This is a genomic window from Allobosea sp. 05T422_2 (genome assembly GCF_056396265.1).
The window spans coordinates 1-22,159 of the sequence record NZ_JBFTLD010000015.1 but is presented as its reverse complement, the minus strand read 5'-3'; the positions used below and the strand labels follow the sequence as shown (position 1 = coordinate 22,159).

The window sequence follows — 22,159 nt, the reverse complement described above, 5'->3', positions numbered from 1 at the left end:
ACCGTGAACCGGCGGTTGAGCGATATGGTGAAGCCTGGATTCACGATGAATCCGGCGTAAAATCGATCATTCCGATGATTTCGATCAGGCGTTCAGGGCCTTCATCCGATCGAGAGCCTCGGCCACATCTCCGTCCGACAGCGCCAGTCCAAAGCCGAACCGCAACACGTCGCCGCGATGATCCGTGGCGATGCCGTGCTTCGCCAGTGTCGCCTCCAGCGCTCCGGCTCCCGCGGTGCGGAAGGCGAGGAAATTGCCATGTGCCGCAGGATTGCCAACGGGCGTGATCAGTTGGGCCGGGGATAGCCCGGGAATTGTCAGCGTATCGAGGCCGGAGAGGAACTGCCGCATCAGGGAGATGGCGTGCTCGTGGACGTGATGCGCAGCGAGACTGTTGGCCTGCAGCCATGCCAGCACGGCTCGCATGCGATAGAGCCCGCTGGGATCGAAGGTGGCGCCGAGGAAGCGACCGCCGTCGGCGGAGTAGCCGACACTGCTGCCGGGGGGAGCCGCGAGCGCGCCGAAGGCTGCAAACCAGCCGGTGTCGCGCGGGCGCGGGCCATAACCTGGCGGGCAGTGCACGAAGCAGCAGCCCTCGCCGGCCATCGCGTATTTATAGCCTCCGGCGATGTAGAAGACGCGGTCCGCAATCGCCGAAAGGTCGGTCGGCAGGGCGAGGTAGCCGTGATAGCCATCGATCGCGACCAGGGTTTCCTCGGACKGTACTGCGCCGGCAAGCGCTGCGAGATCGCCTGAGGTCGCTCCCGAATTGAACAGGACCTGGCTGACATAGATCAGGTCGTGGCCACCGGCGATGATCGCCGTCCGGAGGCGCTCGTGAAATGTTGCGAAGGGCTCTGCGGCGATCTCGTCGAGCTGGATCAGTCGCTCTTCGGCCAGTCGGGCGAGCTGCCGCCGAGCCGTGTGGAATTCGGCGCTCGTCGTCAGTATGCGAGGGGTGCGGTCGGCTGGCAGGCAGGAGAGGAGGCGACGCAGGAATTCGTGGGTGTTCGGCGCAAAGGCGATGCTCGACGGATCGGGAAGCCGGAGCTCGCGGGCGATGCCGGCCTGAACCGCCGGAATCAGCTCGCCGAAGACGAGGCTCCATTTATGGCCTGCGAGGCGGGCGGCGTCGGTCCAGGCCTGTTCCTGCGCCGCGAAACTGACATCGGGCCAGTCGTGATGGCTATGCGCCGCGAGGTTGATCCGCTCCGGTGCCGCGTTGCGGAAACGGCTGAAATGAGCTGTCCAGTCGCCGTGCATCAGGCCGCCCCGTAGCTGAAGCCCATGCGCCGGCGTACCCCCTCGGGCAGGGCCGGCAGGTCCCGGGCGGCGAGCAGATAACTGGAGAGATGGAAGAGGTCGATGAAGATGCGGTGCTTCTCGGCCGTGGCGCGCAAATAACCCGAGCCCGAGGAGCCGCCGGTGCCGGGCCGGACGCCGATCATGCGCTCGACCATGAGCGCATGGCGCAGGCGCCAGAGCGTCAGGCTTTCGTCGATGTCCATCAGGTTTTGCAGGAGCCGGAAGGGCAGCTGCAGCACGGGCATGTCGCGATAGAGCGCGATGAATAGGGCTGCTTCGATCGCGCGCGCCGACATGTGCCAGGTTGTGCCGGCGGCGTCCGGCTCGAACAGGGCCTGGAAGCGGGCGAGCGCCGTTTCGATCGCGGCGGCATCGGCCTGGCGCTGCGCTTCCGGCAGGGACGGATCGGTGCCGACGCTGCGCGCATCGCGCTGTAGCGCCGCGGTCACGGCGGCACGATAGCTTTCACGGAAACTGTAGTCGCCAAGTGCGACGAAGGGCGTGCGCGCGAGCCAGGCGTCAAGCTGAGATAGCAGGGACGGTCTATGCTCGGCGTCGAGTTTGGCACGATCCTCGGGCGCGAGGCGTTCGCGCATGCTCTGATCGTCGATCCGGAGACGGAGCGTATCGGCGAGACCGAGACGGCTCTCGATCAGCCGGAACTGCACGGACTGGAAACCCGAGGCCGGGGTCAACAGGTCGCGGAATTCGAGGAAGCCGGCGGGCGTCATCGTCTCCAGGACGTCGAGCTGGCCCACCAGAAGCTTCAGGATCTCATGAATGCGGCCGAGGCCCGCGACGATGCGGCCAAGATTCTCGTCGGCGACCGGGCTCGCCGAGAAGTCGAGCTGGATGCGGTCGAGCTCATGCAGGATTTGCTTGAACCAGAGCTCATAGGCCTGATGGACGATGATGAAGAGCATCTCGTCATGGGCCGGCGTGCCGGCCTTCACGCTCTCCAGGGTCTGGCAGGCCAGCAGATCGTCGACCTGAAGATAACGTCCGTAGGACAATCTGCGCGGTGAAGCGGACATGATCGCGGACCCCGGTTCGGAGCAATTATTTCAAGCTTAAAATAACCGCTCCGGGGGATCAAGCGGCTGCGTTGGGGCGGTGCTGCTGGGGCAGGAGGAAGGGCAGGCCGGCGGCGGGCGCGCGGCTGAAGCTGAGGTCGACCTTGAAGACATTGCGCAGCAAGGCGTCATCCAGCGTTGCTGCCGGCGCCCCCTGGGCGACGATGCGGCCGCGGTCCATCACGACGAGGTGGTCGGCATAGGTCACGGCGAGATTGATATCGTGGAGCACGATCAGCACGGCCACGCCGCGGGCCGCAATCGCGCGTGCCATATCGAGCAGGGCGAGCTGATGGCAGAGGTCGAGGCTGGCGATCGGCTCGTCGAGGAAGAGGGTCTGCCGCGCAGCGACGCTGCGACCGGCCTCGAGTTGGCAGAGCACGCGGGCGAACTGCACGCGCTGCTGCTCGCCACCGGACAAGGTCTGATAACGCCGCGCGGCGAGCTCGGCGACGCCGGCCGAGGCCAGGCATTCGCCGACGAGGGCTTCGCGGCGCTGACGCGACAAGGCGCGCCCGACACCGTCCACGCCGAGGCGTGCGACCTCATAGACGCTGAAGGGAAAGGCGAGCCGCGTGTGCTGCGCCATCACGGCCCGCTGGCAGGCCAGGCGCCAGGACGGGATCGCGGAGAGGCGCTCGCCGTCGAGCAGGACCTCGCCATTGGCAGGCTTCAGTTCGCCGGTGACCAGCTTGAGCAGGGTCGATTTGCCGGCGCCGTTGGGGCCGATCAGGATCGTGGTCTTGCCCGGTTTGAGATCGAGCGAAGCCTCGCTGACCAGCGCGCGCCCGCTGGCCATGAAGCTCAGGGACCGGCCTGAGAGGATCGGCTCGTTGTTGATCGGCTCAGACATCGAGACCATCCGCGCGACGCAGCAGGAGCCACAGGAAGAAGGGCGCGCCGAGTGCTGCAGTGACGATGCCGATCGGCAATTCGGCCGGGGCGACGATCAGGCGCGCGACGATATCTGCGGCGACGAGAAGCGTTGCTCCGCCGAGCGCCGAGAGCGGCAGCAACAGCCGGTGATCGGGGCCGATGGCGAGGCGGATCAGATGCGGCACGACGATGCCGACGAAGCCGATCACGCCGGCCGAGGCGACGCTGGCGCCGACGGCCAGGGCCACGAGCAGGATCGCCAGCGCCTTGATGCGCTGGATCGGGATGCCGAGATGGTAGGCTTCGGCCTCTCCGAGCATCAAAGCGTTCAGCCCGCGGGCCAGGAGGGGCACCGCCAGCAGCAGCGGCAGGACGATGGGCGCGATGACCACGAGCTTGGTCCAACTCGCGCCGCCAAGGCTGCCGAGCGACCAGAAGGTCAGGTCGCGCAGCTGTCGGTCGTCGGAAATGAAGGCGAGGACGCCGGTCAGCGCGCCGGCAAGCGCGCCGAGCGCGACACCGGCGAGCAGCATGGTCGCGACCGAGGTCCGACCCTGGCGGGTCGCAATGAGATAGAGGGTCAGGGTCGAAATCAGGCCGCCGCAGAAAGCGCCGAACGGGAGGGCTGCAAAAGGCAGCTTCATCGTCAGGCCGGCGAGAAGGCGGTCACCGAGCACGATGGTCGCAGCCGCTGCCAGGCCGGAGCCGGCGGAGACGCCGACGAGGCCGGGATCCGCGAGCGGATTGCGGAAGAGCCCTTGCATCAGGGCTCCGGAAATCGCGAGTGCGGCGCCAACGAGGGCGCCGAGCAGCACGCGCGGGAGGCGGATATTGAGGACGACGAGCGCGTCGCGCCCTTCCAGCAGGGCGGTCTCGCCTGTCAGCCTGGCCCAGAGGATCTCGGCGACCCGGCCAGGCGGAATCGAGAACGCACCTTGCCCGACGGCCACGATCATCAACAGGCCGCAGAGCAGAACAAGGCCGACGATGACCAGAACGGCCTGCCKCCGTTGTCCGGCTGCGAAGCTGGCGAGCGCGGCCGTGGCCATCGTGTCGGCTGGACGGACGGCCAGCGTCATGGTGCAGCGGCGGTCTTGAGCGGCGGGATCGCGGCCTCGGGGTAGAGCGCTGCCATCAGGTCGCGGGCTGCCGCCGGTGTGCGCGGCCCGAAGCCGAGCAGGTAGAGGCCATCCATCCTGACCAGCGCCATCTTCGCCGCGGCCGGGGTCTGCGAGAAGGTCGGCATGGCGAATACTTCCTCCGGCGATGCATTATGGCTGCTGCTGTTGCGCATCATCAGGATCACGTCGGGGGCGGCCGCGATGATGGCCTCGTCGTTCAGGGGTTTGAAGCCCTCGACCGCAGTCGCGGCGTTGACGCCGCCGGCCATCTGGATGATCGCATCGGCCGAACTGTTGCGGCCGCCGACCAGCACGCGGCCGTTCTGGAGCGACAGGACGAAGAGCACGCGCTTCTTGGCCGGCAGGCTGGAGCGCAGCGTCTGAAGTTCGTCGAAACGCAGCTTCGTCTGCTGCGCGAGGCGCGCCGCGGGTTCGGCCGCACCTGCGACGGCGCCAATCGCCTGGATCTTGGTGACGACGCCATCAGGCGAGTTGTCTTCCGGAATGCTGGCGAGGCGCAGCCCGGCCTCGTTAAGCAGCGATACCGCTCCGGGAGGTCCGGCGCCCTCGAGTGCAATAACCAGCGAAGGCTTGAGGGAGAGCACACCTTCGGCCGAAAGTGCACGGACATAGCCGACGCTGGCCTTGTCGCGCAGGGCCTCGGGGGGGAACTGGCTGGTGGTGTCGACACCGATGATCCGGTCCTGCAGGCCGAGTGCATAGAGCACCTCGGTGATCACGCCGCCGACAGCGACGATGCGATCCGGAGTTTGTGCCTGGGCCGGGCTGGGGAGCGTGGACGGGGCAAAGAGGCCGGCGGCGGCCAGAAACGTCAGTCCGATCGCGGCGCTCAGTTCGCGTCGATGGGGCCGTGCGCCGAGCGTCCTTGAAGGCGCCAGGGGGCTTGGCATGATGGTCTCTCCGCTTCACGGGTTGCGCGTCAATGGAAGATGGGATCGGAATCGATCTCGTCTAGCCAAGAGTGCGCGACATCTCGTCGTCTAAAGGTGATCTAAAGCAGTTGTCAGTTTTTAATTATTCTAAGGAAGGGTAAATCTTAAGCGTTGTTGACGGTGATATTCAGCTTTACTACAAAGGGTCAAGAGCGGCGCGCCGGGACGGTGCGACCGCCCGCGCCAGCCAGCCACACGCAGCCCGCGTCCAGCCAGCCAGTCGCTGCAAAATCTTCAGGTCAGGTTCGGGGCTGGACGTATGAATTCTCACGCCGCGCTGTTGCGCGCTTCCGTTTCCGTGGCTGCCATCGCGCTATGGTCGCTCGGCGCTCATGCTCAATCCCAGCCGGCGCCAGCCTCCGCTGCTACGCCGATTGCGCTGGACGAGATCACCGTGACGGCGAGCAAGCAGGAAGAGCGCGCGATTGACGCGCTGGCCTCGGTCTCTGTGATGACGCGCAACGAGATCCGTTCGCAGCAGCCGCAAAGGCTCGGGACCCTCCTCAACCAGATGCCCAGCGTCTCGACACAGGAAAACCCGAACGACCCCGCGACCGCGATCAATATTCGTGGCCTGCAGGATTTCGGCCGCGTCGCGGTGACGGTCGACGGCGCGCGCCAGAATTTCCAGCGATCGGGCCATAATGCCAATGGCGCCTTCTTCCTCGATCCCTCTTTCGTACGCGTCATCGACGTGACGCGCGGCCCGGTTGCCAACATCTACGGTTCAGGCGCGATCGGTGGCGTCGTGTCCTTCGAGACGGTCGATCCCAAGGATATCCTCAGGCCCGGCGAGCGCGCAGCGGCCGAGATCGGCGGTACCGGTGTGTTCGCTCGCCAGACCGGCGTCTTCGGCAATGCCATCGGCGCCTTCCGGCCAAATGACGTCGTCGCGGGCCTGGTCGGGCTTTCGTTCCGCTCACTCAATCCCTATCGCGACGGCAATGGCACCAAGATCGCCGATACCGGGCAGGACCTGGTTTCAGGTCTCGGCAAGATCGTGATCACGCCCGGCGAAGGCCAGGAGCTCAAGCTCGGTGGCCAGTACCAGCGTTACGATTTCTCCAACGGTGTCGGCACCCCCACGGCCCCGCGTCGCGACAACGAGGTCACGACGCAGAACTACACGGCGCGCTACAGCTTCTCGCGGCCCGATATCCCGTGGCTGAACCTGAACATCGGTGCGTATTCGACCTCGACGGACACAGACCAGACCCAGATCTCGGGTACGGGCGCCGCCCTGGGCGCGAAGCGCTATTTCAAGGTCCAGACCACGGGGTTCGACATCTACAACACCTCGAAATTCGATCTGGGCGCGGCAGCGCTGAATCTGACTTACGGCGCGGACTGGTTCGAGGATCGCGTCAGGACCAGCGATCCGGTCAGCAATGGCGACGAGACAACGCCGTCCGGCAAGCGCAGCGTCTATGGCGGCTTCGTGCAGAGCCACGTCAAGTATTCGATCTTCGACCTGATCGGCGCGCTGCGCTACGACGCCTATGAGCTCAGCGGCGGTCGCACCTCGTCGGATGGCAACCGCATCTCGCCCAAGCTGACGCTCGGCGTCACCCCGCTGCAGGGGCTGCAGGTCTATGGCACCTATGCCGAGGGCTATCGGGCGCCGTCGGTGACCGAGACGCTGGTAGACGGGCCGCATCCGGCTCCCGCCAGCTTCATCTTCCGGCCGAACCCGAACCTGAAGCCGGAAGTGGGCAAGACGCTCGAGGCCGGCGTCAATCTGAAATATGACGACATCCTGAGCGAGGGCGACCGCTTCCGCGGCAAGCTCGCCGTCTACAGGAACGACGTGAAGAACTATATCGACGGTATCTTCGTCGATCCCGGTGCTCCCTGCGGCGCGCCGATCCCGGGCGCCTGCAACGATGCCTTCTTCTCGTACCAGAACGTTGCCAAGGCGCGCATCACCGGCTTCGAGGCCGAACTCGGCTACGACGCGAAGCGCTGGTTCATGACCCTTGCCGGCTCGACCATCCGCGGCGACAACAGGACGCTGAACCAGCCTCTGGAGTCGATCTATCCTGACAAGCTGGTCCTCAACGGCGGTTTGCGCTTCTTCGAGGAGAAGCTGACGGTGGGCGCCCGGCTGACGCTGGTCGACGATCAGAAGCGCCTGCCGCCTGGATCGCAGGTGCTCGCGAGCAAGGCCTATGCGCTGGTCGATCTCTACGCCGACTACAAGATCACGCCGGATGCCCGCGCCTATCTCTCGCTCGAGAATGTCGGCGACGTTCGCTATCGCCGCTACCGCGACGGTGACAACAGCCCGGGCTTCGTCGGCAAGATCGGCTTCTCGACGCGCTTCGGCACATGAGGACTGCAATGCCGCCAGGCACTGCCCGCTTCCCGTTCAACCAAGCCAGCCAACAGCCAGCCAACTGAGGAAAACACCCATGTTCATCGCCATGAATCGCTTCAAGGTCGTCAAGGGAGAGGAGGCCGCTTTTGAGACGGTCTGGTCCTCGCGCAAGACCCGCCTCGACGAGATGAGCGGCTTCATCGCCTTCCATTTGCTCAAGGGGCCGGAGAAGGAAGACCATACCCTCTATTCCTCGCACACGACCTGGGCCTCGAAGGAGGATTTCACGGCCTGGACGAAGTCCGACCAGTTCCGTGAATCACACCGCAATGCCGGCCAGCCCAGGGCTACGCCGATGTATCTCGGGCATCCCGAATTCGAAGGTTTCGAGACGGTGCTCAGCGAGGCCAATCCGCATTTGCCCCGCCAGGCGGCAGAGTGAGGGAGGACGGCATGTCGATCTCGCAGGCGAGTGCAGCGGCGGTCCAGGACCCGTCACAGACAGACCCGATGGAGCGCGTCAGGCAGGCGCTGGCAGCCAAGCCGGATGGCGTGATCGAGGCCATCGCCCGCGAGGTCGGCGTGCCGACGCTCGCGGTGCTCGAGGCAGCGCCGGCCGACCAGCGCCATTTCATCGCTGCCGAGCGCTTCGAGGCTCTGTGGCAGGCGCTCTCGACCTGGGGCGAGGTGCTCTTCATCGTCCACACCGCCGATATCGTGCTGGAATGTGAAGGCTCGCTGCCCGTCGGCTCCTTCGGCCATGGCTACTACAACATTCATGGCGACAGCCCGATCGGCGGACATATCAAGGCAGGCAACTGCACGGCGATCTATCTGGTCGATCGACAGTTCCATGGCCGCCGCTCCTGCTCGGTCCAGTTCTTCAATGCTGCCGGCGAAGCGATGTTCAAGGTCTTCGTGCGGCGCGACGAGAAGCGTGCGCTGATTGCCGAGCAGGTTGCGCTCTTCGAAGGCCTGAAGACGCAATTTTCCTGACAGCTCGGGCTTCCGATCCGCMAGTTCAACGCCGTCGTCGCGATCTCGTGACGGCGGCGTTCTTCATTGGCCTTGGCTTTGTGCCTCGACGCGACGATTTTTGCTGGCACCGCCGGGAACGCTGACACGGCCTGACAGCAGGATCGGCACAATGGGCGATGTGGGAACGCCTGCGTCGCCGACGCGTTGACCGGCGGCGGCGGTTCTCGTGCCTAAGCGATCCCGTTCAGTCGAACCGAAGGCTGCACTCCATGAAAAACCAGATCATTGCCGGAGCGGAATCCACCAGATCAGGGGCTCGCCTGTCTGCGAGCGCGGTACTCGAGAACATGGCCTCGCTCCAGGATTGGCGTCGGCAGGTGGCCGATCTCTACGCAGCGGTCCGGGCGATGCCGGCGGAAGCGGGCTGGACGCAGTGGCGAAGCGTACGCGACCGGTTGTTTCGCGAGCATCGGCAGTCGCCGCTTGCGGCCGCTCGGCGGCAGCGCTTCAGGGGCATCCGCTATTTCTCCTACGATCCGGCGCTGCGCTTCGAGGTCGGGCTCCGGCCCGCGATCGGGCGTGAAACCATTCGGGTCGAAGCCGGAAAGGACGGCGCCATGGTGCTCCGGCCCTACGCGCTGACCGACGGATTGGAGGGCGCGCTCGGTCGGGAGCTGACGCTTTACTGGATCGAGGGCTATGGCGGCGGGACCTTCCTGCCCTTCGGCGATGCGAGCAATGGCGAGGAGACCTTTGCCGGCGGCCGCTACCTGCTCGACACGATCAAGAGCGCTGATCTCGGCGCGACTTCGCAGGGGCGTACGATCCTCGACTTCAATTTCGCCTATTACCCGTCCTGCGCCTATTCCGAGGCCTGGGTCTGCCCTTTGTCGCCCATCGAGAATCGCCTGCCCGCCGCCATCCGCGCGGGCGAACGAAATCCCCTCAGTTGAGCGCTTGCCCGGGGCGTTCGTTCTCCGAGACTGGAATCGCGAAGGCGCTTTTCTCCTTCACGAGCCCGAAACTTGCATCGCTGTTCGATCCCTCGTTAGCTAACCCCTTGAGCCATCACAGGAGGCAGCCATGAAACTTGTCAGCATGCGCTTCGCGAAGACGGTCTGTACTGTTGCCGCCATGATCCTGGTCGGGCTGTCGGCGGCAGCGGCCCAGACGATCAAGATCGGTTCCAAAAATTTCACCGAGCAGTTCATCGTTGCCGAGCTCTATGCCGCGGCCCTCGAGGGCGCTGGTTTCAAGGTCGAGCGCAAGATCAATCTCGGTGGCACGCTGGTGGCGCATGAGGCCCTGAAGAGCGGCGCGATCGATCTMTATCCGGAATATACCGGGACCGGCCTCAACGCCGTGATGAAGGCCCAGGGCGTGACCGAAACCGACCCGGAGAAGGTGCGCGGCATGGTCAAGGCCTTCTACGAGAAGGAGTTCAACCTGACCTGGCTGAAGCCTTCCGGCATCAATAACGGCTATGCCATCGTGGTGCGGCCGGAGACGGCGAAGGAATACAACCTCAAGACCCTGACAGATCTCGGCAAGGTCTCGTCCAAGCTCCGGCTCGGCGCCGGTACCGAATTCGTCGACCGCCGTGATGGCATCGCGGGTCTCAAGGAGGTTTATGGCGCCGAGTTTGCCGAGTTCAAGCAGTTCGCTGCGCTCCGGCTGCGCTACGAGGCGCTGAACCAGAAGCAGGTCGACATCGCCAACGGCTTCTCCACCGACTGGCAGATCGCGGCGGAGAAGTTCGTAGCGCTGGACGACGACAAGTCGCTGTTCCCGCCCTATTTCCTCGCCCCGGTCGTGCGTCAGGAGATTGCCGGCAATGCCAAGGTCGTCGAGATCCTCGAGAAGGTCGGGGCGGCGCTCAACAATGCGACGATGCAGGAGCTGAACCGACAGGTCGAGGTCGACAAGAAGGAGCCGCGCGTCGTCGCCGCCGCCTTCCTGAAAGCCAAGGGTCTTGTCCGCTAAGGCGGGCGGTCTGCGGATGGAGCTGGTGCAAGCGGCCCCCGCCGTCGTCATCGGTGCCGGGCCGCTTTCGATCGAACAGGTCCATGCCGTCGCGCATGATGCTGCGCAGATCATGCTGGCTCCCGCGTTGCATGAGCGGCTGAGCGGGGCTCGCGCGGTGGTCGAGCGCAGCCTCGAACGCGGCGAGGCCGTCTACGGCCTGACGACCGGCCTCGGGGCTGCGGTCGATACGCGGCTGGCGGCGGATCAGATTGCTGCCTTCCAGCAGCGGGCCGTTCGGGCGCGGGCTGTCGGGGTCGGGCATTGCCTGTCACGGGCCGAGGTGCGGGCCGTACTGCTGGCGCGGCTTGCCGGTCTTGCGCAGGGCGCGTCGGGCATCTCGCCGGGCCTTGTCGGGACGCTCGCTGCGATGCTGAATTCCGGGGTTCATCCTGTCGTCCGACGCATCGGCTCGCTGGGTGAGGCCGACCTCAGCTCGCTGGCCCAGCTCTTTCTGCCGCTGACAGGGGAGGGCGAGGCCGAGTTCGACGGGCGGATTCGGCCCGGCCCCGAGGCCATGCGCCTGGCCGGCATAGCGCTTCCGCCCCTGGGGCCGAAGGACGGGCTCGCGCTGCTCAATGCCAATGCCGAGAGCGCGGGCCTGGCGGCGCTCGCGCTTCGCGCCATGACCATGGCGCTGCAGGCGCTGACGGTGGCAGGCGCGCTCTCGCTGGAGGCCTACCGCGCCAATCTCTCGCCCATCGCCAGCAATCTGGTCGCCCTTCGGCCGGTGCCGAGCCATGTCACTGGCGCGGCGAAGTTGCGCGAACTCCTGGCCGGGAGCGATCTCCTCGATGAAGGCGCTGCCAGACGCGTGCAGGACCCGCTGTCCTTTCGCTGCCTGGCGCCCGTGAACGGAGCCGCATCCGCAGCGCTCGATACGGCGCGGGCGCTCGTCGAAGTCGAGCTCAACGGGGCCGGCGACAGCCCGGCGGTGCTCATCACCGAGGATGTCCTGCGTTCGACCGTCAATTTCGACACGACGGCTCTCGCACTCGCGCTCGAGGGGCTCGGACTGGCAGTCGCCCACGCAGCGACGATCTCGGCGTTCCGTATCACCAAGCTGATGTCGCCTGCGTCCAGCGGGTTGCCGCGCTTCCTGACACGCCATGGCGGCACGCATGCGGGGTTTGCGACCACGCAGAAGACGACCGCAGCCCTGGAAGCGGAGATCCGCCATCTCGCCCTGCCGCTCGGCCCGATGACCATGCCGGTTGCCGATGGTGTCGAGGATTACGCGCCGATGACGCCGCGCATCGTCGCAAAGACGGCGATGATCGCCGAGCACCTGGCGCGGCTTGCTGCGATCGAACTCGTCGTGGCCGCCGAGGCCGCCGATCAGCGCGAGGGCATCAGGCTCGGCGTCGGCACCACTCTCGCACTTGGCTTCGTCCGCGCCCATGTCGCCCGGCTCGACGATGACCGGCCGATGGGGCGCGAGTTCGAGGCGCTGGCCGAACGCCTGGCGGCGGGAGAGCTTGCCGCAGCGTTTTCGGACCTGCCGGCATGACCTGGATCATTGAGAATTACGACCGCCTGCTGATCGCGCTCTGGGAGCATATCCAGCTCGTTGGCATCGGGCTCGCGATCTCGCTCGTCATCGGCCTGCCGCTCGGGATCATCTCCGCGCGGCGGCCGACGTTCTACCTCGTCGTGCTGTTGATTTCGGGCGCCCTCTACACGGTGCCGGCACTGGCGATCTTTGCGCTGTTGATTCCCATCCTCGGGCTGGGCTTTGGCCCGGCGATCGTTGCGCTCGTGATGTATGCCCTGCTGATCATCATCCGGAACACGGCAACCGGCCTGCGCGAGATCGCGCCCGAGATTCTGGATGCCGCCGACGGCATGGGCTATGGCCGCTGGCGTCGGCTTTTCGCCATCGAGCTCCCGCTGGCGTTGCCGGTGATCATCGCCGGCATCCGCATCACGGTCGTCACCATGGTCTCGGTCGCGACCGTGGCCGCCTTCATCAATGCCGGCGGCCTTGGCGACATCATCTTCCAGGGCATCACCCAGGATTTCGGCGAGAAGGTCGTCGTCGGCGCGATCATGACCTCGCTGCTTGCCATCGCCTGCGACGAGATCTTGCGTCGGCTCGAGCTCGGCCTGCGGGCGGCCCAGGCGGAGGGCGCCTGATGCTCGGCTGGATCTCCGCCAATCCCCGCATCTTCTGGACAGCGGTCGAGAATCATCTCTGGCTTTCGGGCGTGGCGCTTCTCGCCGTGGTGCTGATCGCACTGCCGCTCGGGCTTGCGCTGACGCGTCATCGCAGCTTCGCCAATTCGGCGATCGCGATCGTCAACATCCTGCGCACCGTGCCGAGCCTGGCTTTGCTCGTCATCATGCTGCCCCTGCTCGGCACCGGCTTCCTGCCGTCTGTGGTGGCGCTGACGCTGTACGGCCTGCCGGCCCTGCTGCTCAACACCTATACGGGCCTGAGCGAAGTCGACCGCGACATCGTCGAGGCGGCGCGCGGGCAGGGACTTTCGGATGCGCAGGTGATGACGCGGATCGAGATCCCGCTGGCGCTGCCGGTGATTTTTGCGGGCATCCGCACGGCCGCCGTGCAGGTCGTCTCGGCGGCGACGCTCGCGGCCTTCATCGGCGGCGGCGGTCTCGGCGAGCTGATCACTGCCGGCATGGCGAATTTCAATTTTCCGCAGCTGATTGCCGGAGCGGTCGCGGTCGCCTTGCTCGCGCTGCTGGTCGAGATCGGTTTTGCGAGCGTCGAGCGCGCTATGACGCGTTCCGCGCGAATGGGGGCCTGATGATCCGTCTCGAGAATGTCAGCAAGCTCTTCCCAGGCATCGCGCGTCCCGCGGTCGACAGCCTCGATCTTTCTGTGCCCGAAGGCCGGACCTGCGTGCTGATCGGCCCATCCGGCTGCGGCAAGACCACGACAATGCGGATGGTGAACCGGCTGATCGAACCGAGTTCCGGCCGGATCATCGTTGGGGGGGAGGATGTCACCCAGGCCGATCCGGTGCTGCTTCGCCGCCGCATMGGCTATGTCATTCAGCAGGTCGGCCTGTTCCCGCACATGACCATCGCCGAGAATGTCGCGACCGTGCCCAAACTGCTGGGCTGGCCGGCGGAGAAGATCAGGTCGCGCTCGGAGGAGATGCTGGCACTCGTCGGGCTGGAGCCCGCGCAGTTCCTGGCGCGCTACCCGCGCCATCTCTCCGGCGGACAGCGCCAGCGTGTCGGGGTGGCGCGCGCCTTGGCTGCCGACCCGCCGGTCATGCTGATGGACGAGCCGTTCGGTGCCGTCGATCCCGTGGTGCGGGGACGCCTCCAGGAGGAGTTCGTTGCGATCCTGCGCCGGCTGAAGAAGACGGTGATCTTCGTCACCCATGACATCGATGAAGCGATCCGCATGGGCGATGTCGTCGCCATCATGAAGGATGGCGGCCTGGTGCAGTATGACACACCCGACCGCCTGCTGGCGGCTCCGGCTGACGCATTCGTCGCCGATTTCGTCGGTGCTGACGCCGCGCTACGGCGCCTCTCTCTGGTCAGCGCCGCAGATGCGGTCGAAGAGGGAGCGCCAGAGGTTTCCGACCTGCGGCTTCCGGCATCGGCCAATCTGCGCAACGTGCTCTCCGCGCTTCTGACCGAGGGGCGAGACGGCGCGACCATCGTCGATGGCGACAGCCGGCCGCTCGGGCGTATCACGCTTGCGGCGATCCGGGCGCGCAGTGCCGGGCGCCCGGCCGAACCCTAGCCCGGCCGACCATATCCGGCGGCTTCCGCCCTGCGTGCATCCTCGAGCAGCACGTCATAGGTGCTGCGTTCCATGGCTGCGAAACCGGAGAGCTTCAGGCGAGGCAGCAAAGCCTGCGGCTGCGGCTGGGCTGCAGCGTCGAGCAGCGCATCGCGAAGGTTTGCAAGTGGGGCCGCGTCCAGCGTGTCCGAGGCGACCAGGAGCGGCATCGGCCTTGGGAGCGTCGTCTCGATGATCCGCAGCCGTACAGCGGTTTCGGGCTCATGCGCGAGCAACAGGTCGTGAAAATACGAGTCGAGCGGACCAATATCGATTTCGTCGTTGAGCAACGCGGCAATCACCCGGCGCGGCGTCAGAAGCGGGCCGATGCTTTGCCGATACAACGGCCCGGCCTTCCAATGGGGGAGCAGGTGGCTGCGCAAGGCGTTGAACCCGGACTGGGAGTGCTCGACCGTCCAGCCAAGGCGCTGACCGAAGCTCCCGGCGAGCGTGGCGATCGGGCTTTCGGCGCGGGTGACGAGATGAGTTGCATAGAAGGGCCGCCCGCCCGCAAGCGCTGCGGCCGGGATCGGAGCCGCGATCGGCTGCACGGGAAAGCGACCGCTTGCGAAGGGGTAGCCGCAGATGAAGGCGAGGCCGAGATCGCCGCGTCGCCAGAGGTCCTCCAATGGAGCCGGTGCGGCATGGTCGACGACAGTCAGCGGCACCCCCGACCGGCTTGAGATCCAGGCGAAGAGATCGGTCCAGGCAGCACGAACCGCCGGGTTGACGGCATACATCCGCGCATTGGCGACAAGGTGCGGTGTGGCAGGGTTCATCAGGCGTAACGCAGCCTCTGGCCAATCCCCATGCGCCCGGCCTTCTCCAGCATGAAATGGCCAAGCGCGATGTCGGAGAGCGAGAGCCCGCGATGCCAGAACAGGATGGTTTCGTCGTCACTCTCGCGGCCGGGCTTCAGCCCGGCGACGATTTCGCCCATCTCGGCATGAAGGGTCGCCTCCGAGAGCTTGCCGGCCTCGACATGGGCGCGCAGCGAGCCGAACTGGCCCGATCGGCACTGGCCCCAGTCGTCGACGACGAGCTTGCTCATGATATCGGTCAGCGAAAGCTCGACGGCACTCATCGTGCCGTAGGGCACGACGAAAGCGCCTGGCTTGATCCAGTCCGTCCTCAGCAGTGGCTCGGGAGCATCGAGGCGCGAGGCTTCGACAACGATATCGGCGCCGTCGACGCAGGAGCGCCAGTCCTCTGTCACCGTGACGGGCTTGCCGAGATCAGCTGTGAGCCGTGCTCCGAAAGCCTCGCGGCTTTCCTGTCGGCGGGAATGCACCCGGATCTCGTCGAAGTCGAACAGCGAGTCGAGCAGGCGCACGTTCCAGTAGGCCGTGCCGCGTGCCCCGATATGACCCAGCACCTTGGCACCCTTGCGCGCAAGGTATTTCGCGCCGATGGCTGTGACTGCGCCGGTGCGCATATCGGTGAGATGGCTCCCGTCGATGATGGCCCTGGGCACGCCATTGGACGGGTCCATCAACAGGAGCAGGCCAAGCTCCGAGGGCAGGTCCTCCTTGTAGTTGTCGACGAAGTCCCCGATCACCTTGACGCCCGCCAGATTGATCGGCGCCCGAAACGCGCCCCTCAGCACGTTGAAATGACCACTGCTGCCGCCTGGAATCAGGTGCATGCGCGGTTCGATCACGGTTTCCCCGCGTCCTTGCGCCGCGAGCCCAGCCTCCACTGCGGAGATGATCTCCGGGTCGGTCAACCCTAGTGCCTCGACGTCCAGCGCATTCAGGAAATCGAGGTGGATGGGGGCGCGCGTCATGGGATCAAGCCTCTCAAGCTGTGAGGGAAACACTGACCGGGACGTCCTCAGATGACAATGGAGCTCAGTTAGAACGCTGATAAATGACGGGTTTTGCCACTTTTCCGCCACAGCTCGCATGGTAGCGAGAACCCTCCCCGGCGCGACCAGCGAAAGTGCCTGCAAATTTACCGTGCGTTAACCATACCGGCGCAGCGTGCAGCCTGCGGAGTGAAGCGACGTGATCGAAGGGGTTGATCGCGAGCGAACTCCGGCAGGCGAGCGCCACGGCCCCCGGTCGAGCGAAGACGACCTGCCCGACATCCCGACCGGGGACGTGGATATGGCTGCGCAACTCGCACTGGACAGGGGCGGCTTTGCAGCGGCCGCGTCGGCGCCCGTTCCGGCCGAGCCGATCGCGGCCGATGGCTCTCCCGTCAGGCGCACCGGTCTCCGCAACGGCTTGATGCTGGCGCTGCGCTTCGTCCAGGCGCGGATTCTTTCGGTATGGGGCCTGCTCTTCGCAGCGGCCCTGTGCCCACCCAAGGTTTTCGCGGATTTCGCGATCTTTTCGGCGCTGGCCAATTTCGTCGCGATCGCAGTTCTGCTGCGCTTCGAGGCCGTGTTCTTTCAGAGCAATGACAGGGTGCGTCTCGGCAGGGCGTTTCGACTGGCCTTCGCTGCGGGACTGGTTTTCCTTGCCGGGATGACTGCGGCAATCCTGTTCGCGGCGTCCGCGGGCTGGGTCCTGCGCGGCTTTGGTGCGCTCTTCCTGATTTCGTTGGCCAGCCGTGCGGCCATCAGGCTGATGACCGCCGAGGCGACCGCCGAGGGTGATTTCACGACGATCGGCAACAGCAATGTCGTGCAGGCGATCGTCCAGCCGGCCATGATGATCCTGCTGATCTGGCCGCTCGGCCCGACGGCGCTTGCGCTGTTCGCCGCCGATGCCTTCGGCCACGCGATGGCTGCGATCTACCTGGTCTGGCGCCGTCACAAGGCGCTGATCGGCTTCGTGAGGCTGCGCTGCTGGTCGCACCGGGAACTGATGGAGTCGGCGATACGCTGGCGCACGGCGCCGACCTATCTGCTGCCCTCGGCGCTGCTGTCCTTCGGTTTCATGGTGGCGCCGCTGCTGGCGCTGCCCTTCGCCGGCAACGCCCTTCTGGCGGCGCATGTCGCCCTTGCCATGCGCCTGCTGGAAATGCCGATGCAATTGTTCAACGCGGCGGTCACGCCGCTGGCGATGAATGATCTGCGCAAGCGCGAGGGAGCGGATCGGCAACATTGGGCCCGTCGGATCACCATGGGCATGGTTGCCATTGTCGTCGTGCTCTTCGCCGGCGTCGCCATCGCCGCACTCGGGGCCGACTACGTGCTCGAGGGCACGCAATGGGAAGGGGTCGGCGAGACCATGGCGCTGCTCTCGCTGTTCTATGGCTGCAGTACCCTGGTCGGACCGCTGCACGAGATCGGTTCACTGTCGCTGTATCCGCGACGGCAGATGATGACGAATGCGGTTTCGCTGGCCGGTGCCGCGTTGGTTATGTGGTGGTTCGGGACTTTGTCGGTGGCGCTGCTCACCGCGATCGGATGCGTTTCGTTCGCGCGCATGATGGCGCATATCCAGTTTACCTGGACGCGGATGGGGGGCGCTCCTGCCCTGCCGCGTGCGGCGCGTTGAGCAGGTCTACTCGCGCCGGATCAGGCGGTCGGCGATCAGCGAAGACAGAAAGCCCGTCTTGAAGTCTCTCTCGAGCACCTCGGGATCGTAGCTGCGCTCGACCCAGTCGAGGAAGGCGATGCCCTTGGCCTCGCCCTCGCGGGCATAGGCTTCGAAGAACGCGTCGAGGATCCCGGTCTTGGCGAAGCGGAAATGGCCGTAGCGCAACGAGAGCTGTTTCATGGCTTCGTCGAGCGGGCGGTTCTCGTGCACCAGCAGATAGAGCGCCGAGAAAAAGCCAGCCCGGTCCGCGCCCGATTTGCAATGCACCAGCGCAGGTTCCTTCAGGCCCTCGAAGAAGGCCTTGGAGCCGAGGATCGTCTCGCGGTCAGGTGCACCACGCGAACGCAGCACGAATTCGACCAGTGCGATGTTGTGACGTTCGCAGGCTTCGCGCTGCAGCGGCCAGGCGCCGTGCTCGCGACCGCCGCGCAGGTTGACGATCGTCTTGACGCCCTGGCGGGCGAACCAGGCGACGTCGGTGGGCGCGGGCTGGGCGGCCCGCCAAAGGCGCGGCGTGACCCGGTGGGCATTGAGATAGGCCAGGCGGAAGATGCCATGATCGACCAGCAGCATGTTGGCCCAGGCGCGCAGCCGGTCGACCCGGCCGGTAAGCGGCCGGTCCCAGCGCGCGATGCGGGCCATTCGCCGCGCATAACGCTGATCGTTGCGGCGCAGCAGGTTCAACACCACAAAGTTCCATCCTTGATCATCTGCAGCCCGATATCAGTGGKAAGTGCCATGCGCAAACCCTGATGCCCCGTCCGCCTAAAGGTCGGGCTTGGACTTTTGCGCTACAGCGCGCATAAGGCGCGCCAGTTTTTTGTCTCAACAGGTATGACCCATGCGCCTAGATGCCATCTCCATCGGCAAGAATCCGCCCGACGAAGTCAATGTGGTCATCGAGGTGGCCATTGGTGGCGAGCCGATCAAGTACGAGATGGACAAGGAAGCCGGCACGCTCTTCGTCGATCGCTTCCTCTACACCCCGATGCGTTATCCCGGGAACTACGGTTTCATCCCGCATACGCTGTCCGAGGATGGCGACCCCTGCGATGTCCTGGTCGCCAATACACGCCCCCTGATTCCCGGCTCCTACATCGCGGTCCGGCCGATCGGCGTGATGATGATGGAGGACGAGGGCGGCGGTGACGAGAAGATCATCGCCGTGCCGGTGCCCAAGCTCACCAAGCGCTACGAGAACGTGCACAACTACACCGACCTGCCGCAGATCACGCTCGACCAGATCCAGCATTTTTTCGAGCACTACAAGGATCTCGAGCCCGGGAAATGGGTGAAGCTCACCGGCTGGGGTGACGCCACCAAGGCAAAGCAGCTCATCGTCGAGGCGATGGAGCGGGCAAAGAAGGCCAAGGGCTGAGGCCAGACCCCGGTATTCGCCATCATGGCCGGGCCTGTCCCGGCCATGATCTCATGCCATCACCCAGATCGAGACGGGCCTCCGGCGCAAGGCCGGGTATCGCGCAGGTTACGCCGCGATCGCCTCGCTCAGCGCCACGACGCGCCTGGCCATCTCGGCATGAAGCCGCTCGACCATGCGGCCGTCGAGCTGGATCGCGCCCTTGTCGGCATTCTCCGGCTGTTCGAAGGCGGTGATGATCGCCTTGGCGCGGGCAAGCTCATGATCATCCGGCGCGAAGGCGGCGTTGGCCGCAGCGACCTGTGAGGGATGGATCAGCGTCTTGCCATCGAAGCCGAGATCGCGGCCCTGCGCGCATTCGGCCGCAAAGCCATCCTCGTTCTTGAGATCGTTGTAGACGCCGTCGACGATGTCGATGCCATGGGCACGGGCGGCGAGGACGGCCGTCACCAGCCAAGGCAGCATCGGCGCACGGCCGGGCACGAAGCGAGCGCGGGTTTCCTTGGCGAGATCGTTCGTGCCCATCACGAAGCAGGCGAGCCGCGTCGAGGGATCCTTCRCCGCCGCGGCAATCCGCGCCGCGTCCAGGACGGCGAGCGGCGTTTCGATCATCGCCCAGATCCGGATGGCCGGATCGGCCCAAAGGCCGGTCAGCTTGTGGCCGATCTCGATCAAGGTCTCGGGGGCCGACACTTTCGGGATCAGGATCGCGTCGGGCCTGGCCTCGGTCGCTGCGGCGAGGTCCGCTTCGAACCAGGGCGTGTCGACGCCGTTCACCCGAATGACCAGTTCGCGCCGACCATAGCCTCCGGCCTTCACCGCGGCGCAGACCTGCTCGCGCGCCATGTCCTTGGAATCCGGGGCGACGGCATCCTCCAGATCGAGGATCAGCGCATCGGCGGCAATCTCGCGAGCCTTTTCAAGCGCACGGGCATTCGAACCAGGCATATACAGGACGCTGCGGCGTGGGCGGATCGCTGTCATGGGATACTCCTTAACGACGGCTGATCGAATTTCGCTGCAGTGCACACTAGACGTGACTGCAATGCAACGACAGTTCATCGAAAGGTGAAGAGGGGGGCGAATGGGCTGGATCGCCGGCGTCGACGGCTGCAAGGCGGGCTGGATCGTTGCGATCCTGGGCGACGCTACGCCCCTGCGTCCGCAGTTGCGCGTGATCTCGCATTTCTCCGAGCTCTTTGCGGGATCGGCGCCGCCCGATCTCGTGGCGGTCGATATGCCGATCGGCCTGCCGGACCGGATTGTCGGCTCCGGACGTGGCCCCGAGCAGGCGGTGCGCAGCCTGCTCGGCGAGCGGCAATCCTCGGTGTTCTCCATTCCCTCGCGCTCGGCAGTCCAGGCTGCAGAGTATCTGGAGGCTTGCGGCGTGGCCGTCGCGACCTCCGAGCCACCGCGCAAGGTCTCCCAGCAGGGCTTCTTTCTGTTCCCAAAGATCCGGGAGATCGACGGCTTGTTGAGGCGGGAGCCACTGTGGCGCGAGCACGTCTATGAAACCCATCCCGAACTTGCCTTTCGGACGATGCGCGGCGCTCCTCTTCTGAGCCCGAAGAAGGTCCGGGGGGCGATCAACCCCGAGGGCATGGCCGAACGACGGGCACTTCTGATCGCGGCAGGCTTGCCGGTCGAGAGCGTTCACGCACGGCCGCCGCGGGGAGCTGCTGCAGACGATATGCTGGATGCGTTCGCGGCGCTGATCGTCGCCAGGCACATCCGGGGCGGGCGTGGAAAGCCCTTCCCCGATCCGCCGGGACGCGATAGCCACGGGCTTCCCATCGCGATCTGGACCTTCGCGCCGGATCGCCCAGCCTATCAGGATCGCGCCATGTCCGACCGTCCGGTGTCCCATTCCATGATCGAGGCGGCTGCCGCGCGCATCGCTGGCCATGCTCGCGTGACGCCGATCATGCGCTTGGGCAAGGGGGCGCTCGGATCCGTGGGGGACATCTCGCTCAAGCTCGAATGCCTGCAGCATGCGGGGTCCTTCAAGACGCGCGGCGCCTTCAATAACCTGCTGTCTCTGCCGGTGCCTGCTGCCGGGGTTTCTGCTGCATCCGGGGGCAACCACGGTGCGGCGGTGGCCTATGCGGCGCGCGAACGCGGCGTGAAGGCGACGATCTTCGTGCCGGAGATTTCGCCCGCGGCCAAGATCGAGGCGATCCGGCGCTTCGGCGCGGAGGCCGTGGTCGGCGGCGCGCAATATGACGATGCGCAGGCTGCCTGCGATCGCTTCGTCGCGGAAACCGGCGCGCTCAAGATCCATCCCTTCGCCGCGGTCGAGACCATCGCCGGTCAGGGCACGCTCGGGCGCGAGTGGGATTTGCAGGAGCCCGATCTCGATACGGTGCTTGTCGCAGTCGGTGGCGGCGGGTTGATCTCGGGAATCGCCTCCTGGTTCGCAGGATCGAAGGTCAAGGTGGTCGGCGTCGAACCCGCGGGCTCGCGTGCCTTGCAGGCGGCGCTCGAAGCCAAGGGACCGGTCGCGGTCGATGTCGCCTCGGTGGCCGCGGATTCGCTCGGCGCCCGCAATGTCGGCCAGCTGGTCTATGACGCCTGCAAGGACACGGTCGATCACGTTGCGCTCGTGCCGGATGCCGCCATTACCGAGGCGCAGGCGCGGCTCTGGCGCGATTTCCGGCTGGCCGTCGAGCCCGGTGGCGCGGCCGCCTTCGGCGCGCTGGTCTCGGGAGCCTACAAGCCGGCGCCGGGCGAGCGCCTGGGCGTTCTGGTCTGCGGCGCGAATGTCGATCTCGCCAAGCTGCAGGCGATTGTAGCCTAGGCTGCGTGCCTCTTCCTGTCGCGGCGCGGCGGAGGGCCGCGAGGCTCGTTCGATGAATGGTCGACGCTCGGCCGACCATTCCGGG

At 65.9% G+C, this 22,159-nt stretch carries 21 protein-coding genes; 12 read left to right on the top strand and 9 right to left on the bottom strand.

The features are described 5' to 3' along the window. Positions 1–84: 84 nt before the first annotated feature. From AC1DJT_RS04880 to AC1DJT_RS04860, 5 genes are read right to left on the bottom strand one after another with little or no spacing between them, the layout of a single operon-like run. Entirely contained in the window at positions 85–1,263 is a 1,179-nt protein-coding gene (locus AC1DJT_RS04880) for an aminotransferase class V-fold PLP-dependent enzyme (protein WP_476833635.1), read from the bottom strand. Beyond that, positions 1,263–2,339 carry a tryptophan 2,3-dioxygenase family protein gene (locus AC1DJT_RS04875; protein ID WP_441492706.1) on the bottom strand — a complete coding sequence of 359 codons (1,077 nt, stop codon included), beginning with the start codon at positions 2,337–2,339 and terminating at the stop codon, positions 1,263–1,265. The genes AC1DJT_RS04880 and AC1DJT_RS04875 overlap by 1 nt, the downstream gene beginning before the upstream one ends. A 58-nt stretch (positions 2,340–2,397) precedes the next feature. Beyond that, complete coding sequence (locus tag AC1DJT_RS04870) at positions 2,398–3,231, bottom strand: heme ABC transporter ATP-binding protein (RefSeq protein WP_441492707.1); 834 nt, start codon at positions 3,229–3,231, stop codon at positions 2,398–2,400. After that, complete coding sequence (locus AC1DJT_RS04865; RefSeq protein WP_476833634.1) at positions 3,224–4,333, bottom strand: FecCD family ABC transporter permease; 1,110 nt, start codon at positions 4,331–4,333, stop codon at positions 3,224–3,226. The genes AC1DJT_RS04870 and AC1DJT_RS04865 overlap by 8 nt, the downstream gene beginning before the upstream one ends. Next, positions 4,330–5,286 (bottom strand): heme/hemin ABC transporter substrate-binding protein, encoded by a 957-nt coding sequence (locus AC1DJT_RS04860; protein WP_476767821.1) that lies wholly within the window; start codon positions 5,284–5,286, stop codon positions 4,330–4,332. Before AC1DJT_RS04860 ends, AC1DJT_RS04865 begins: the two co-directional genes overlap by 4 nt. A gap of 301 nt (positions 5,287–5,587) precedes the next feature. On the opposite strand from AC1DJT_RS04860, the gene AC1DJT_RS04855 reads away from it, so the two are divergent. From AC1DJT_RS04855 to AC1DJT_RS04815, 9 genes are all read left to right on the top strand, one after another. Beyond that, the gene (locus AC1DJT_RS04855) at positions 5,588–7,660 is read left to right on the top strand and encodes a TonB-dependent hemoglobin/transferrin/lactoferrin family receptor (protein ID WP_476767822.1); all 2,073 of its coding nucleotides are present in this window, start codon (positions 5,588–5,590) and stop codon (positions 7,658–7,660) included. Positions 7,661–7,739: 79 nt separating this feature from the next. After that, the gene (gene hmuQ, locus AC1DJT_RS04850; protein ID WP_441492710.1) at positions 7,740–8,087 is read left to right on the top strand and encodes a heme-degrading protein HmuQ; all 348 of its coding nucleotides are present in this window, start codon (positions 7,740–7,742) and stop codon (positions 8,085–8,087) included. Positions 8,088–8,098: 11 nt separating this feature from the next. Beyond that, positions 8,099–8,641, top strand: a complete 543-nt coding sequence (gene hutX / locus AC1DJT_RS04845; protein ID WP_441507439.1) for a heme utilization cystosolic carrier protein HutX — start codon at positions 8,099–8,101, stop codon at positions 8,639–8,641. Positions 8,642–8,892: 251 nt separating this feature from the next. Continuing rightward, a complete protein-coding gene (locus tag AC1DJT_RS04840) occupies positions 8,893–9,576 on the top strand; it encodes a DUF1684 domain-containing protein (protein WP_476767823.1) in 684 nt (227 codons plus the stop codon). Between the two features lie 130 nt (positions 9,577–9,706). Continuing rightward, on the top strand, positions 9,707–10,606 hold the full coding sequence (locus tag AC1DJT_RS04835) for a glycine betaine ABC transporter substrate-binding protein (protein WP_476767824.1): 900 nt from the start codon (positions 9,707–9,709) through the stop codon (positions 10,604–10,606). 25 nt (positions 10,607–10,631) lie between these two features. Then, positions 10,632–12,155: an HAL/PAL/TAL family ammonia-lyase gene (locus AC1DJT_RS04830; protein ID WP_476767825.1), complete on the top strand. Its 1,524-nt coding sequence runs from the start codon at positions 10,632–10,634 to the stop codon at positions 12,153–12,155. Further along, entirely contained in the window at positions 12,152–12,781 is a 630-nt protein-coding gene (locus AC1DJT_RS04825; protein WP_441492715.1) for an ABC transporter permease, read from the top strand. The genes AC1DJT_RS04830 and AC1DJT_RS04825 overlap by 4 nt, the downstream gene beginning before the upstream one ends. Continuing rightward, a complete protein-coding gene (locus AC1DJT_RS04820) occupies positions 12,781–13,413 on the top strand; it encodes an ABC transporter permease (RefSeq protein WP_441492716.1) in 633 nt (210 codons plus the stop codon). The genes AC1DJT_RS04825 and AC1DJT_RS04820 overlap by 1 nt, the downstream gene beginning before the upstream one ends. After that, the gene (locus AC1DJT_RS04815) at positions 13,413–14,369 is read left to right on the top strand and encodes an ABC transporter ATP-binding protein (RefSeq protein WP_476767826.1); all 957 of its coding nucleotides are present in this window, start codon (positions 13,413–13,415) and stop codon (positions 14,367–14,369) included. Before AC1DJT_RS04820 ends, AC1DJT_RS04815 begins: the two co-directional genes overlap by 1 nt. On the opposite strand, the gene AC1DJT_RS04810 is transcribed toward AC1DJT_RS04815, so the two are convergent. Together AC1DJT_RS04810 and AC1DJT_RS04805 are read right to left on the bottom strand one after the other, a co-directional pair. After that, on the bottom strand, positions 14,366–15,187 hold the full coding sequence (locus tag AC1DJT_RS04810) for a phosphate/phosphite/phosphonate ABC transporter substrate-binding protein (RefSeq protein ID WP_476767827.1): 822 nt from the start codon (positions 15,185–15,187) through the stop codon (positions 14,366–14,368). The two genes, AC1DJT_RS04815 and AC1DJT_RS04810, sit on opposite strands and share 4 nt — an antisense overlap. Then, a complete protein-coding gene (locus tag AC1DJT_RS04805) occupies positions 15,187–16,194 on the bottom strand; it encodes an ornithine cyclodeaminase family protein (protein ID WP_476824751.1) in 1,008 nt (335 codons plus the stop codon). The genes AC1DJT_RS04810 and AC1DJT_RS04805 overlap by 1 nt, the downstream gene beginning before the upstream one ends. Positions 16,195–16,414: 220 nt before the next feature. Between AC1DJT_RS04805 and AC1DJT_RS04800 the strand changes: the two genes are divergently transcribed. Further along, positions 16,415–17,857 carry a lipopolysaccharide biosynthesis protein gene (locus tag AC1DJT_RS04800; protein ID WP_476767829.1) on the top strand — a complete coding sequence of 481 codons (1,443 nt, stop codon included), beginning with the start codon at positions 16,415–16,417 and terminating at the stop codon, positions 17,855–17,857. Positions 17,858–17,863: 6 nt separating this feature from the next. Here AC1DJT_RS04800 and AC1DJT_RS04795 read toward each other — a convergent pair whose 3' ends face one another. Then, positions 17,864–18,586 (bottom strand): fused DSP-PTPase phosphatase/NAD kinase-like protein, encoded by a 723-nt coding sequence (locus AC1DJT_RS04795; protein WP_476767830.1) that lies wholly within the window; start codon positions 18,584–18,586, stop codon positions 17,864–17,866. A gap of 154 nt (positions 18,587–18,740) precedes the next feature. On the opposite strand from AC1DJT_RS04795, the gene ppa reads away from it, so the two are divergent. Beyond that, on the top strand, positions 18,741–19,277 hold the full coding sequence (ppa, locus tag AC1DJT_RS04790) for an inorganic diphosphatase (RefSeq protein ID WP_441492722.1): 537 nt from the start codon (positions 18,741–18,743) through the stop codon (positions 19,275–19,277). A gap of 108 nt (positions 19,278–19,385) precedes the next feature. On the opposite strand, the gene AC1DJT_RS04785 is transcribed toward ppa, so the two are convergent. After that, a complete protein-coding gene (locus AC1DJT_RS04785) occupies positions 19,386–20,261 on the bottom strand; it encodes an HpcH/HpaI aldolase/citrate lyase family protein (RefSeq protein ID WP_476833633.1) in 876 nt (291 codons plus the stop codon). A 100-nt stretch (positions 20,262–20,361) separates the two neighbouring features. Here AC1DJT_RS04785 and AC1DJT_RS04780 point away from each other — a divergent pair, with 100 nt between their 5' ends. Beyond that, positions 20,362–22,074, top strand: a complete 1,713-nt coding sequence (locus tag AC1DJT_RS04780; RefSeq protein WP_476767832.1) for a serine/threonine dehydratase — start codon at positions 20,362–20,364, stop codon at positions 22,072–22,074. The last annotated feature ends 85 nt before the right edge of the window (positions 22,075–22,159 follow it).

Excerpts from the sequence above, each read along its gene's own strand:
- AC1DJT_RS04870 (WP_441492707.1), bottom strand. The coding sequence starts at position 3,231 with ATGTCTGAGCCGATCAACAACGAGCCGATCCTCTCAGGCCGGTCCCTG.
- AC1DJT_RS04855 (WP_476767822.1), top strand. The coding sequence starts at position 5,588 with ATGAATTCTCACGCCGCGCTGTTGCGCGCTTCCGTTTCCGTGGCTGCC.
- hmuQ (WP_441492710.1), top strand. The coding sequence starts at position 7,740 with ATGTTCATCGCCATGAATCGCTTCAAGGTCGTCAAGGGAGAGGAGGCC.
- AC1DJT_RS04810 (WP_476767827.1), bottom strand. The coding sequence starts at position 15,187 with ATGAACCCTGCCACACCGCACCTTGTCGCCAATGCGCGGATGTATGCC.
- AC1DJT_RS04875 (WP_441492706.1), bottom strand. The coding sequence starts at position 2,339 with ATGTCCGCTTCACCGCGCAGATTGTCCTACGGACGTTATCTTCAGGTC.
- ppa (WP_441492722.1), top strand. The coding sequence starts at position 18,741 with ATGCGCCTAGATGCCATCTCCATCGGCAAGAATCCGCCCGACGAAGTC.
- AC1DJT_RS04805 (WP_476824751.1), bottom strand. The coding sequence starts at position 16,194 with ATGACGCGCGCCCCCATCCACCTCGATTTCCTGAATGCGCTGGACGTC.
- AC1DJT_RS04825 (WP_441492715.1), top strand. The coding sequence starts at position 12,152 with ATGACCTGGATCATTGAGAATTACGACCGCCTGCTGATCGCGCTCTGG.
- AC1DJT_RS04820 (WP_441492716.1), top strand. The coding sequence starts at position 12,781 with ATGCTCGGCTGGATCTCCGCCAATCCCCGCATCTTCTGGACAGCGGTC.
- hutX (WP_441507439.1), top strand. The coding sequence starts at position 8,099 with ATGTCGATCTCGCAGGCGAGTGCAGCGGCGGTCCAGGACCCGTCACAG.
- AC1DJT_RS04780 (WP_476767832.1), top strand. The coding sequence starts at position 20,362 with ATGGGCTGGATCGCCGGCGTCGACGGCTGCAAGGCGGGCTGGATCGTT.
- AC1DJT_RS04840 (WP_476767823.1), top strand. The coding sequence starts at position 8,893 with ATGAAAAACCAGATCATTGCCGGAGCGGAATCCACCAGATCAGGGGCT.
- AC1DJT_RS04860 (WP_476767821.1), bottom strand. The coding sequence starts at position 5,286 with ATGCCAAGCCCCCTGGCGCCTTCAAGGACGCTCGGCGCACGGCCCCAT.